Origin of the sequence: Bradyrhizobium sp., assembly GCF_016462955.1 — a bacterium.
Classification (GTDB): Bacteria; Pseudomonadota; Alphaproteobacteria; order Rhizobiales; family Xanthobacteraceae; genus Bradyrhizobium.
Window position 1 is genome coordinate 1 of sequence record NZ_JAEMSD010000183.1, and the last position, 11,910, is coordinate 11,910.

At 62.6% G+C, this 11,910-nt stretch carries 12 protein-coding genes and 1 pseudogene; 5 read left to right on the top strand and 8 right to left on the bottom strand.

The window, feature by feature from the left end; translation table 11 throughout:
• Positions 1–449: 449 nt before the first annotated feature.
• Positions 450–632 (bottom strand): hypothetical protein, encoded by a 183-nt coding sequence (locus JHD07_RS19270; protein ID WP_291624729.1) that lies wholly within the window; start codon positions 630–632, stop codon positions 450–452.
• 148 nt (positions 633–780) lie between these two features.
• Between JHD07_RS19270 and JHD07_RS19275 the strand changes: the two genes are divergently transcribed.
• Entirely contained in the window at positions 781–981 is a 201-nt protein-coding gene (locus JHD07_RS19275; protein ID WP_291624730.1) for a hypothetical protein, read from the top strand.
• Positions 982–1,517: 536 nt separating this feature from the next.
• Here the strand turns inward: JHD07_RS19275 and JHD07_RS19280 are convergent.
• Positions 1,518–1,676, bottom strand: coding sequence for a hypothetical protein (locus JHD07_RS19280; RefSeq protein WP_291624731.1), 159 nt, complete (start codon positions 1,674–1,676; stop codon positions 1,518–1,520).
• 92 nt (positions 1,677–1,768) lie between these two features.
• Between JHD07_RS19280 and JHD07_RS19285 the strand changes: the two genes are divergently transcribed.
• Positions 1,769–2,092 (top strand): hypothetical protein, encoded by a 324-nt coding sequence (locus JHD07_RS19285; protein WP_291624732.1) that lies wholly within the window; start codon positions 1,769–1,771, stop codon positions 2,090–2,092.
• A gap of 41 nt (positions 2,093–2,133) precedes the next feature.
• On the opposite strand, the gene repC is transcribed toward JHD07_RS19285, so the two are convergent.
• The 3 genes from repC to repA all read right to left on the bottom strand — a co-directional run bounded on the left by repC (position 2,134) and on the right by repA (position 5,821).
• The gene (gene repC, locus JHD07_RS19290; protein ID WP_291624733.1) at positions 2,134–3,351 is read right to left on the bottom strand and encodes a plasmid replication protein RepC; all 1,218 of its coding nucleotides are present in this window, start codon (positions 3,349–3,351) and stop codon (positions 2,134–2,136) included.
• Between the two features lie 251 nt (positions 3,352–3,602).
• Positions 3,603–4,601: a plasmid partitioning protein RepB gene (gene repB, locus JHD07_RS19295; RefSeq protein WP_291624734.1), complete on the bottom strand. Its 999-nt coding sequence runs from the start codon at positions 4,599–4,601 to the stop codon at positions 3,603–3,605.
• Entirely contained in the window at positions 4,601–5,821 is a 1,221-nt protein-coding gene (repA, locus tag JHD07_RS19300) for a plasmid partitioning protein RepA (RefSeq protein WP_291624738.1), read from the bottom strand. The genes repB and repA overlap by 1 nt, the downstream gene beginning before the upstream one ends.
• 1,477 nt (positions 5,822–7,298) lie before the next feature.
• Here repA and JHD07_RS19305 point away from each other — a divergent pair.
• The 3 genes from JHD07_RS19305 (at position 7,299) to JHD07_RS19315 (ending at position 9,401) form a co-directional block, all read left to right on the top strand.
• Entirely contained in the window at positions 7,299–7,544 is a 246-nt protein-coding gene (locus JHD07_RS19305) for a type II toxin-antitoxin system VapB family antitoxin (protein WP_050631543.1), read from the top strand.
• Complete coding sequence (locus tag JHD07_RS19310) at positions 7,544–7,939, top strand: type II toxin-antitoxin system VapC family toxin (RefSeq protein WP_291624735.1); 396 nt, start codon at positions 7,544–7,546, stop codon at positions 7,937–7,939. Before JHD07_RS19305 ends, JHD07_RS19310 begins: the two co-directional genes overlap by 1 nt.
• Before the next feature lie 250 nt (positions 7,940–8,189).
• Entirely contained in the window at positions 8,190–9,401 is a 1,212-nt protein-coding gene (locus tag JHD07_RS19315; protein ID WP_291624736.1) for an RHE_PE00001 family protein, read from the top strand.
• A 141-nt stretch (positions 9,402–9,542) separates the two neighbouring features.
• Here the strand turns inward: JHD07_RS19315 and JHD07_RS19320 are convergent, their stop codons facing one another.
• The 3 genes and pseudogenes from JHD07_RS19320 to JHD07_RS19330 form a co-directional block, all read right to left on the bottom strand.
• Entirely contained in the window at positions 9,543–9,857 is a 315-nt protein-coding gene (locus JHD07_RS19320) for a DUF736 domain-containing protein (RefSeq protein ID WP_244443250.1), read from the bottom strand.
• 648 nt (positions 9,858–10,505) lie between these two features.
• The gene (locus JHD07_RS19325) at positions 10,506–11,432 is read right to left on the bottom strand and encodes a zincin-like metallopeptidase domain-containing protein (RefSeq protein ID WP_291624737.1); all 927 of its coding nucleotides are present in this window, start codon (positions 11,430–11,432) and stop codon (positions 10,506–10,508) included.
• A 290-nt stretch (positions 11,433–11,722) separates the two neighbouring features.
• A pseudogene (locus JHD07_RS19330) lies at positions 11,723–11,910 on the bottom strand (hypothetical protein); the annotation flags it as partial.

Genomic DNA, 11,910 nt, shown 5'->3' on the forward strand with positions numbered 1-11,910 from the left:
CGGTCAGACCAGCCTCTATCGAGGACGCAGATGGGTGCGCCCGTCGCGAAAACACGTGGAATGAAGACAGGCGGCCTTAGTCGGTTCGGCCATTCGGAGCTCAAGGCAACGGCGCGTCAGCAAGACGCAGTTCACCTCAGGCAGGCCACCTAGGCACCGCGTCATCACCTGCAATGGAGCTTGTCGCTGTCAGCAACGTCGGCGCACCTGTCGAAATCGCCATCGCAAGGTCGATAGCGAGGCTGGCGACGTACTGGCCGGGTGGATACAGCCCGGCATCCGCAGCCATGCGACCGAGCCGTGCGGCGAGGCGTCAATGCTGGAGACCTTGGACATGCCGGCCGCCGTGTCCAGGACGCTTCCGCCGGTACGCCACACCATTGATAGGTTTGCGAGCACAATCGGCCTCTGCAGCAATTCGGCTGCCGGGCTCGATTTCGACTCGAACGTTATTTGGCCGGCGGCCGCAGCGGGCTTTCGGCCCACTTTCGAGCGGCGGGATCGCGCAGCGGATCGTCCTCGCAGACTAGGCAAACGTAGCGCGGCCGGCCGGGCGCGACGTCGTCGGGCACGGCCGTCATCGGCTTCCCGCACTTTGGGCACAGCTTCCGGCTCAGGTAGGGCGGAGTCATGGGTTTTCCCTGTCGGGACCAGCTTAGTTCCCGGTGCGCCGCGAGCACAAGTAGATCGCCTAAACTTGTCCGCATACACCAGACCCCTTGACGCGGAGCGCGTCTCACACTGAAATCCTGCTTTCAGTGATGTTGCGGGGGTGGCGTCGTGGAAGAGTTTTACAGCGGCTTCGCGCAGCGGGCGCGCGATCTGGCCGAGAACGCGGACCCGTTCACGAAGCGGCGGCTGCTCGACCTAGCCCAGCGATACGATCTCAAGAGCAGACCGGGAGCCCCGGGCGGTCGAACGCTCCCGCCACCGCGTGCAACGCCACCGACGGCGCTATTTTCCGGGTCCGGCGAAGCCTAAGATTCCGAGCACTGCCTGGTCGTCAGTTTCGGTGTCTTCATCGACTGGGACGAATCTTCACTACTGTTCTGGCCGGTCCAGGGGCCATCTCCGCGGCCGCTTTTCGCATCTCTGCCGTGGCGCTCGACAGCGTCGAGAGGCGTGGTCGACGGCTGCAAATCGGCGGCACCAAGCTGGTGCAATGCTTGCCCGCCAACCGGCTCTCGGAAATCGAGCTGTCATTGAGACGTAGCTCACACGGCTCCGCGGCCCGGTCCTCTATGGTCTCATCTCACGTTCTTCGGAGGAGACAGATGATAGCCACCTTGGCGAGGGCGCTCTCGCGCGTCAGACGTCCGGCAACCGACATTGAGGACCTGAAGACATATCGCGATCTTCTGCGGTGCCGGTCTGCTGTTCACCCTTGTGGCGGCTATGGCCTTCGGCCTTGCTCTTGGCCCGGAGCCGTTCTGAAGAAATAAAGCCGGGACCCTTGCAGCCAACTCGCGGCGCTCGACGCAGACTGAACCGCGCAGGCGCATACGCGGCGCGAGGAGTCATCGCCTGGGCCGCGCGATCTCCTCAGCGACCATGCCTTGCGCCCGCACCAACCGGTCATGCAGGGTCTCGAACATATCGAGGATGTCATCATTCGGTTCATTCTTGCCCTGTTCGATGGCTTCGGCGACGAGTTCATCGAGGGGCATCTCCTTCAATCGGCCCCTCTCCAGAAGCTCTTCAACAGGCCGTCGCTGGTCGGCTGGGTTTGGATGCGACCGTCAGAGTTGCACCAGACGGTAAACGTCTGTTGTCCAAGAACTGCGTTCTCGACCATCCGCTGCTCCACGGCGTCTTCATCGCGAAGCTGAAAGAACGGCGTGAGGATGATTGGAGCACATTTTGCCATGACGATCTCTCCGAACGGCTTTGCACCGACACAGTGCAGCAGCCGGGCCAACGCCGGCAGCTTCGATCACACGAAAAAGGCAAGGTCTGGGAGCAACACCTCATCGCCTCACGCCCGCTGCTTGTCTCGCCGCCGGGAATTGATCTGCGCCATCAGGATCGGGCGAGCGAAAATTCGCCGGCCTCGGCTTCGTCAGCACGTGCAGATAACCGCCGGCGGAAATGATAGCGGCCCCGCGTTGCAGGATGCATGATGCCCGCTCGCCGCTAGGAAGCCTGTTCATTATTTGCGGTCTTTTGCTTCTTCCAGAGCGCCATGATCTGCGGTCCGATGGAATAGTTGCCGGCCCTAGCTTTAGCCGTAAGACCCCGTAGGTAGCCGCCGGGACTTTTGACTTCCGCCGAGCGTTGCAGGATCGCGGCGACCGTAACCGCTGCATCGCCCTCCCCCATCGCGTCCACGGCGTCTTCCCAGGCGCTCGGGCTGACCCCCAGCGCCGATCGAACGACCGCGGCCGTCGCGATGAATTCCGGCCAGCTTCCGATTCCTGTCCGCGAGTACATCGCGATGTCGGGGCAAGCCTTGAGGATCAGCCCCAACGGGAATCCCGTCGCCTGCTGGCTCCTCCTCTCCGGCACCGGTTGGGTTTCACTGATCGTCCCCCCGCCTTTTTGAGAGGCTGGTTCAAGTTCAATTAAGGGGTCTGGATTTGAATTCTGATAGTGCGCGCCGGAATGGCTGTCATTGCCGTCCGTTTTCTGTGAAGAGAGATGAGAATCCAACAGCTTGCCCGCCTCTGCGGCGAGACGCTCCAAGCTTTCGGCCAGAGGCTCGAGGAGGCCTAGCCCGACCGCGCGCGGCAAGCGGCCACTGAGACCGGCAAAGCGCCTCCGAATGTCCCCCCAGTCGCCCAGGGCCCCCTCCTCCGCCGCAACGGCGATGATCTTGGCGATATCCCGCCGGAGTATCGAGACACGCTCCCGCGCCAGGGCGATGGTCCGGCGCTCGATCCTCACCTCGTCGGCCAGACGATCGAACTCCTCGGCCCGTGCAACGATCGGCGTTAGATCGAACCCGAAGGCCTGCTCGATTGTGCCATCGCCGGATCGCCGAGCGTATCGCTTTCCGTTGGGGCTATCGCGGCGGATGATGAGTCCTGCGTTGACCAGCGCAAAGAGATGCCGGCGGAGCGTGGTCCCTGCCATGCCGTGCGTGCGCTCACTCAGCGACGCATTCGAGGGGAAGACAACGAGGTTGCCAGGGGTGAGAGCCGTCTCCGGTAGACACGTCAGCAAGGCGTTGAGCACGGTCAGCGCACGATCCGAGATATCGAGCCGATCCCTCGCATCGGTGATCGCGCGGAAGATCTTCCACTTGTGAACTACTCTGTCTTCAGGGCATGCCTTCGCGGCCGCCTGGCTCGCCACCATGGCAAGCGTCAGCGTCCGCCGCCCGAAGGGCGTCGTTGGGTGACTGTCGGTCATGTTCTTCGCCTTTCCAGGCAAAGAAAAAGCGCTCGGCGAATCGATACCGCAGCAAATACGCTTGACTGGGATTCGCGTCCGTGATTCTCTAAGGCTGCTTACACGTTAGAGAAGGCTTCCGGGGCGGAGACGTTTCGGGGGCCTTTTTCTTTGCGTTCTACTCCTCTGCTGAAAATCGATACGCCTACTGATCGCGCGGCAAGCCTCCTTTGCTGCTACGCCATGTTCTGCAGGAGCCTCGGGAAGCGCGCTTACGCAGTTCCCTTGAGGTACTCCACGTAGAGTTCACCTAGCCGCCCTACGACGAATTCGCCGAAGCCCGGGGCGACCTTTTCGTTTACCGCGAGGGTGGTCTTTTCCGTTTTGCGGTCAATCAAAGCGACTGCCTTGCCGTCGGCCGATGTCCAAGACTCGGGTTCCGTTCGCTGCGGCCTGGGGGCAAGCGCAGCGCATACGGCAAGGAAGCGTGCATCGGAATCTTTACTGCGAAAGGCCTGGCTCGAGATCAGCGGCGCCAAGTCGCCAATTGCATCCCTGCCCTGGAGCAGGGATTCAAGCTCCATCCAGCGTCTCCGGCCAGTTTTCGGCGCTGGGCCGATTGCCTCGATCAACGCACGCGGAATGGCGCGACCGACCGAGATCAGGCGGGAGAGTTCGGTCTTGTCGACGCTGAGGGCGGAGCCGATCGTGTCACGCTTGAACTCGCGGTCCTCGAGAGTGACGGCGTATATTGCCCTCTCGATGAACGAAAGATCCTTCCGTTCGCCGTTCTCCTTGCCTTGCGCAACCACGAGCTCTTCGTCGGTCATCTTCCTGATGACCGCACGGACCGGCCTTCCGAGCGCCTTCAGCGCCCTCACCCGGCGATGACCGTAAGCCGTCTGGTAGCGGGCCGGCTGACTCGGATGAGGACGCAGTAGAACGGGAACGAGCTGGCCGTTAGCGGAGATCGATTGGACCAGAGCCTCATGCTCATCGTCCGTACCGGGCATCCGGTCGGGCACGATAGATGCGTCGATCAGCGAGGGATCGATTTCGAGCACTGTCTCACCATTGGCGAACCGATCGGCCAGCGCTTTCGCCGCTTCGCTCTCGGCAGACAGTCGCTCAAGCGATCGGCTCACGGCTCCGACAACGCCGCGCCCGCCGAGGGTCGGCTGGGGTGCCCTCCCCTCCTCCGCCGGCAGCGCGCTCGGAGCGGCCTGCGTGGCATCGCTCAGCAGATCGCTGAGTAGGTTCTTGCGTCCCATTAGGCTCTCCCCCAGGCCGCTTGCATGAGATTCTGGATCTCCCCATTGACGCCGTCGAGCGACTCCATCGCGCGGTCGTAGGTCGATCGCGTGAACTGTTCGCGCGGCACCTCGTAGAGGGTTTGCTTGGTTATGCCGGCGTCGCTGATCGCGGTGCTTTTCAGCATCATGTTGGTGATCATGCGATCGCCGAAAAGCGATCTCATGAAGCCGACCATCTGCGCCTGCGGACCGTCGCCGGGTTCGTAGCGGGTGACGAGATATCTCATCCAATCGTAGTTCATGTTGCCGCCGGCTTTAGCGACGACTTCCAGCAAGTCCGAGGTCATCAGGAGAAACTGCGACATTGACATCACGTCGAGCATCTGGGGATGCACGGGGATGAGGACCGCGGTCGCGGCGCATAGTGCCGATAGCGTAAGGAATCCCAGCTGTGGCGGACAATCGATGACCACGGCGTCGTAATTCGCCTCCACCGATCCGAGCACCGTCGCCACCCTTGCGAAGAAGAGTGGATCTCCGGACTGCCGCTGGGCTAGAGCCTTGGGCGTCTCGTGCTCGAACTCCATCAGTTCGATGTTCGCTGGCACGATATCCAGAAGCGGGAAGTAGGTCCGTCGAATGATGTCGCTCAGCTCGCGGCGGCTGTCGTCGTAGCGGATGGCACCATACAAGGTGCCGTTCTCTTCGACGTCGAATTCGGGCTGGTATCCATGCAGAGCCGACAAGGATGCCTGAGGATCGAGGTCGACGGCAAGAACGCGATGTCCCTGCAAGGCGAGATGCTGGGCCAAGTGCGCTGCGCTGGTGGTCTTGCCGCTACCGCCCTTGAAGTTGACGACGGCTATGACCTGCAGATGCTCCCCTTCCCTGCGCGTCGGCAGATATCGGCGCGAGGCCTTTCCGGTCTCGTCGAGATACGTCCGAAGGGCCTGGATGTCGCCCAAGGAATAGAGACGTCGCCCGGCCGGACCGATCTCGGGCTCGGGCCCCTTCTTCTCAAGCGACAACTGCCGCAAATAGGAGTCGTTCACGCCGATCAACTTGGCCGCTTCGCCGGAGGAGAATCGACGTAAGGTTTTGGCGGCTTTCGGCGGGAAGAGTTTTAGTCTGTGGGCGACAAGCTTCGCCGACAGCTCGCGAGCGTCCGCAGCGATCAGTTCATGGATCGCGCGAGGCTCATTTAACGCCGAATGATCGGCGACAGTTTGTTCTGTCAAAGACACGGCGGCATCTCGTGGTTACGACATTTTGCCGAAAACTCTACATTCGGCGTTAGTAACTCCGATTCTCTACCGCTCGGCAATGAAGAAAGGGTTAACGAGACATTAAGGCGCGGAGCGGCTCGGGCTAGGCCAACGCGCCAGTCGTGCAAAGGCCGAGCTCTGCATTGCATCGCGATTTCAACGAGGTAGCAGCAACGTGGGTGCGGAGCGGGTCCCTCCTCGGCGAAGTTCGCCCGTAATCACCGTCTGCTATTTGAAATGGCGTAGGCTAGACTGATCGAGTCGAACACCTCAAGCACCGCAGTCGTTCGGCGCCATCAGCTAAACACTCTCCCTGGCCGCCAAACATCCTGCCGAGGAAAACCTTCTACGTTCAGAAATCTATGGTTGGCGCCGTGAAGGATTTCTTCCGCCGAACGATAGGTTGTTGCCTGGTCAATGCAGTCTTCGTCTGGGAGAGAAAATCTTGGAGCGCGAGCGATGGAAATTTCGGCTCATGATGAGATGGAGGAGCTTAAGATCTCCACGACAACCCTTCTCTCTGAGACTTCCGAACCATCCGTTGCAGCGGCGAAGTGCGAACCTCAGCGCGTCACCAGGCTGAGCCCGCTTTGGCGATCGTTCGGGCCGCTCCACTCCCCGCGTCGTCTGGGCCAACTGCGAGACGCGCCATGCCAATGTCGAGACAGCGCAGAACCTCATCGCCATCACCGATCGGCCGACTGCGAGTTTTTCAAGGAAGCTCATTCGGACTGCCCAAGCGATCTTCTACCTGCCCGCGGTCGTTGCGCCCCATGAGAATCGACCTTCAGCGGTAAGCCGGCAGGCTTTTACCAGACCTGCCCACTGCAGCTCTGATCGGACATGTCCGCGAGACCAATCTCGGAGTTTGCGATTTTCGGTCGGCTTAAGCCTCCTGGTCAAAGCTTGGACCCAGATTGTCGAGTTTGGCGAACCGGATGGGGATGTGGGGGGCTCCAGGCACCAAGGTCTTTTTCGAGAGCGAGGGACCGCGTGATGTACTGCATTGGAAAAGTTGACCGCGGTCAACTTTTCCAGGGTACTGAGGACGGACTTATCCCTGTAATGTTATGCGGGGGACCGCAAGCTCGCACAGTGCAGGAACCCCACCATGGGCGAGCGTTTACCGGTATTAAAATACCTGCTCGTCCGCCTTTGCGCGTCCGAACCCCGAAAGTTGACCGCGGTCAACAAGCTGGAGAAGTTCTCAGTGCGCGCCTCGAATCCCAGGGGCAGAGGCGCGACGATTCATTCCGCGCCGTAGGACGGGGCTGGGCGCGGCACAGAACCCCCGGCAGGAGCGTACTGTCGAAGTAAAGGCGGAGGAACTTCAATCGACGTTAACCATCGGATCCGCTGCCCACCCGTGAGGAGACAATTGGGTCGGCCTTCAAGTGGTGTATCCGGCGTGCTATATAAGGATACACAACAGCGGATAGAGGAGCGTCCGATGGCTTTCCATATCAAGAATCCCGAGACCGACGCGCTGGCCCGCAGGGTCGCCGCGCTCAAGAAGATCGGACTCACCGAGGCCGTGCATACGGCGCTTGCCCACGAGTTGGAGCGCGAGCAGGGCAAGCCGTCCTTGGTCGATCTGGGCGTACAGTTCTGTCGCGATCTCCGGGCCAGGAGCAATCCGCAAAAGGGCAAGCCCGCAGACAAGGCGTTCCGCGACGGCCTTTACGGGGACGATTGATGTTTATCGATGCCTCGGCGCTGACCGCCATGCTGACCGACGAAGACGAAGCGCGGGAGCTTTTGGCGCGCCTTCACCAAGCGGCCACGCGACTGACCTCGCCGCTGGCAGTGTGGGAGGCAGCGATTGCCGTAGCCCGAGTGCTTGGTCTCCCCATCTCTGAGGCTAGCGAAGCGGTCGAGAGTTATCTGGCGCTGATGGAGATCAAGATGGTGCAAGTGCCACCCGAAACGGCCCGGATAGCGCTCGACGCCTTTGACCGTTACGGCAAGGGGCGGCACCCGGCACGCCTCAATTTCGGGGACTGTTTTGCCTATGCCTGCGCTCGCCACTTAGGGGAGCCTTTGATGTTCAAAGGCACCGATTTTCCGCAGACTGACATCGAAGCTGAATGATGCCGTAGGCGCAGGAGTGCTCAGGGGCAGGTAAGTCGGGAGATACAAATCCTAGCCGACGATCGGCCGGCGATTGGAAGGGCAGGGGCCTTCCGAAGAAGGCGGGACTGTCTCAAACCACCAAAATCGATGGTGGCACACGACCATGTCGGACGGCGCCCCTGGGCCGCGAAAGCCACTGACTTTGTGTTCTGACGTCCAACCTTGTCGATAAGAGAGGCTTGCAAGACAACAGAAAGCGGATGTCGCTATGACGGAATCTATCAGCCTGATAGATTCCGTTTCAACAGCACCTGTTAAGGTTATCAAGGCCTTGCTCTTCGGCTACAAAACGCCAGATCCGTTGCCTTGGGCTGCTATGGCTGGCCCACTTGCGACCGCTGAGGACGCGCTTGCCCGCCTCGACGAGCGCCTCGCAAAGAGCCCAATTCGGGATGGGTGGATCAGCCGAAACCACTTCACCGATGCCTGCGCCAGTCTATGGCTGGAGGGCGAGCTCGTCCACCTCGAAGATCTCGTTCTCCATGACGCCGGCATGGATATCCGCGCACCGACCCACGAGCTGACTCGGGCACGCGCCGTGCTGCGCGCCCGCCGTCGCATCGACCGGGAAAAGCCCGACTGGGCTTTGTCGCCGGCCGGCCTTGCCGCCTTGCGCGGCCTGGACGGGACGAGCGACATGGAAGGGGCAGGCGGCGAGCAGGAAGAGGGTGGAGCAGGGGATTGCGATGCGAAGGACGCCGGCGATGGGCTGGAGGCGGCGCTCGAACTAGCCGCAAATGACGATCGGCTGTCTGAGGCGCTCGCTGCCGTCGATGCCGCGATGGCCAAGACCGATCGTGCCCTCGCCAGCGATAGCCCGAGTCAATTCCGTTACGCGACCGATCGCGATCCGCTGGTGTACGACATCGACTGGGACGAGGACGACCGCCTCGACGCCTGGCGCGCCAGCCTCGATGAGGCCCGCAGCCTGCCGCCGACGCTCGCAGCGGCCATCGCGGCCGACGCATGGCACAGCATCGAACCGCTACAGCACAGGCCATGGCTGGGCCATTTGCTGGCAGCGGCGCTGTTGCGTCAACGTGGCAAAACGCGCTCGCACCTCGCCTGCCTGCACGACGGGCTAAAAACCATCCCGCGCGAACGGCGCCGGTCGCGCGACACAGCGATGCGGCTTGTGGCGGAGCTAGATGCGATCACGGCTGCAGCCGAGGCCGGGTTGAAGGCGCACGATCGCTGGCTCAACCAGCGCACCCTCCTCCTTCGGAAACTTACCGGCCGCCGGTCCACTTCCAAACTGCCGGCGCTCGTCGATTACGTGTTGACCCGCCCGGTTGTCTCTGCCGGCATGATCGCTGAAGAATTGGGGATCACGTCACGCGCGGCGTTGAGCCTGGTGATCGAGCTCGGCCTGCGCGAGGCCACCGGGCGAGGGCGGTACCGGGCCTGGGGAATCCTCTAGGAGACCTCGAGGCGGCCGATACAGATCGCACCGCGCTCGAGCGGTTGGCCGACATGCGCGCGTTCAAAATCTTACACATCGTCGTCTCTGCCTTTTGGCAGGCGAAGGCCTCGCCTCTGGCGAGGCCTTCTAGCGCAGGTTTCAGTCGCGGCTCGGGCGAGACCAGATGAGCGAGTGGCCTTCCTCGCCTTCGATCTCGACTAGCGTCGCGTAGATCGGCGCCGCAAAGCTCGGGTCGTCGAGCTTGACCGAGAGATAGTCGCGGTTCTGCTCCTGGGACTTCTTCTTCCACGCGGCGCCGAACTCGATGGTGCCGGCGAAGATGCGGAAGTCCGGGGCTTTCTCGGAGGTGCGGTCGGCCGCGACGATCTTGGCCTTCACGTTGCCGAGGGCGAGAGTCTTGACGGTACCCACGAAGCCATTGCCGTTCACGGTGAAGTTGCCGATGGTAGCCATGTTCGTATCCTCTTTCGGTTCTCGGGCCGCGACCACCGCGACCTCGATGGCTGTCGTTGACCGAAGGCGATTGGACCGCACCTGAAGGGCCGGCACGAAGTAGAGGGCGGCCAGGGCGAGGCTTTCTTGCCTCGCGAGGAATGGGCGCGCAGCGCCCCAGGGGAAGAAAGCCGCGAACGGCCGTTGCGGTCGTGGAATCGAGGCGGAGCGCAGCGACGACGGCCTTCGGTTAGACATGCCAAGTCGAGGACGCACTGGGCGCGTCAGGCCGACCGAGGGGATATGACTGGTGAGAAGCAGGCGCACCGCACGACAACGGCGGGGCCACGCAGCCAAGAGACTCGCCCGCGCCCCTGAAGGTTCTTTCAAGCTACGGTCACCGCGAGTGGATGCCGGACGAACGCAATTCGTGCTGTATCGCCCTTGAGCTGCGGGAAGACACCCATTGAGGAGCGGACGGATATCTCGGGATCCCAGCGGCCCCACGCGGAAAATCCTACCCGCGCTAGACGAGGTGATGGGGAAGAGCTCCGCCTCCGGAAGACGGAAGCGCACGACTTTGCACACAAGAAGGACCTCGCCGCTAGGCGAGGCCTTGGTGAGCTCATGAAGGCTGAAGAGCAAGGGCAAGACGCGATGGCGTCGCGCTCATGCTGCCTGGTCGATTTCGGCCGGCTTCGGCTGAAGATCGTGCAAATAGGTCACGGCGCGCTGCGCGTGCGCCGCCGCTGAAAAAATGAAGCGCTTGTCGTTGGACAGTACTTCCAGCCACGACGCAAGGTAACTCGCGTGGTCGGCTCGCGGCTCAAGCTCCGGCACGATGCCGAGATCGGCGCTGAGGAAACAGCTTCCGAGTTCGGCGACAAGCTCCTCGCGGGCGCGCTCGCTGCTGTCCTTTGCGTAGCGGCTAAGATCGCGATTGACGCGGTGCGCCGGCGCGCTCCAGTGCACGCACTCATGCGCGAGCGTGGCCGCATAGCTCTCCGCGTCGCGGAAGGTCTCGAACGGTGGCATCTGGATGAGGTCGAGCGATGGCGCGAAGAACGCCTTGTCGCCGCCGTGCCGGATGGTTGCGCCGGTGTTAGCGAAGAACGCGTCCACGTGCGCGATGCGCTGCGCCGACGGCATGCTCGGAGCAGGGCGCGCGTAGTAGTGGTCGGGGAGGCCGTCGATCTGATCGACGCAGAATACGGTGTAGGCCCGCAGGAACGGCACGGTCCGCTCGACGTCGTCGCCGTTGTCGTGCGTCTCGATCTTAGTGATCCTGTTTGCATAGACGACCATGGTTCCGCTCTCGCCCTTGCGCACGTGGCCGCCGAGCTCGAGAGATTGCTTGAATGTCATCCACATCGGCGACGTGAAGCCGCGCGATACGGCTTCCGACCAAAGCAGCAAGACGTTGATGCCCTGGTAGGGCGTCCCGTTGTGGCGCAGTGGCCGCGTAATGCACCCACCTGCGTTGACCGTATTCCACGGCCTGACCCACGGCCGCACGCCGCGCTCCAGGTCCGCGACGATGCGATCGGTGATACGCGCGTAGATGTCGGCGCGCGGTTTTCCTTCGTTCCTGCTCATTTCAATGACCTCCGTCTCGGAGGCCGCGCCTGCCGCGGCCCCTCACGGGGTCCTTCGCGGCGGCACCAAGGTGCTCGCGCACCCGGCCGGGCCGCAGCGCAGCGGAGGACGGCGCAGCCGTTGCGCGGGCGCCGTATCCGCCGCACGGACCACCGACCGGGTGGGGCCGCGCTGGCGCGACGCGCCGCTTTTCTCTTGGATTTGCCGGCGACCCGAAAAAGGGCCGGTCTCGCGACCAGCCCTCGCGGCATGAACATGTGGAAGGCGGGGCCGAGGCCCCGCCTTGAGGTCTACTCGAACACCGCCATCTGAGCCGCGGCGGCCTTCTTGGTGACAGTTTCGCCGGCGTGCTCGACCTGCCGCTCGAAGGGCTTCCAGGGCTCGCCGATGACCTGCTCGTAGGCGGCGACGGCCCCCTCAGCGGCCATGCGAAGCGCGTGAGCCTGCGCGCCCATGTCGGCGGCGAATTCACGCTTGC

Bases quoted from the DNA above. Each gene is read 5' to 3' on its own strand.
- JHD07_RS19270 (WP_291624729.1), bottom strand. From the start codon at position 632: ATGACTCCGCCCTACCTGAGCCGGAAGCTGTGCCCAAAGTGCGGGAAG.
- repC (WP_291624733.1), bottom strand. From the start codon at position 3,351: ATGACCGACAGTCACCCAACGACGCCCTTCGGGCGGCGGACGCTGACG.
- repB (WP_291624734.1), bottom strand. From the start codon at position 4,601: ATGGGACGCAAGAACCTACTCAGCGATCTGCTGAGCGATGCCACGCAG.
- JHD07_RS19305 (WP_050631543.1), top strand. From the start codon at position 7,299: ATGGCTTTCCATATCAAGAATCCCGAGACCGACGCGCTGGCCCGCAGG.
- JHD07_RS19310 (WP_291624735.1), top strand. From the start codon at position 7,544: ATGTTTATCGATGCCTCGGCGCTGACCGCCATGCTGACCGACGAAGAC.
- JHD07_RS19315 (WP_291624736.1), top strand. From the start codon at position 8,190: ATGACGGAATCTATCAGCCTGATAGATTCCGTTTCAACAGCACCTGTT.
- JHD07_RS19320 (WP_244443250.1), bottom strand. From the start codon at position 9,857: ATGGCTACCATCGGCAACTTCACCGTGAACGGCAATGGCTTCGTGGGT.
- JHD07_RS19325 (WP_291624737.1), bottom strand. From the start codon at position 11,432: ATGAGCAGGAACGAAGGAAAACCGCGCGCCGACATCTACGCGCGTATC.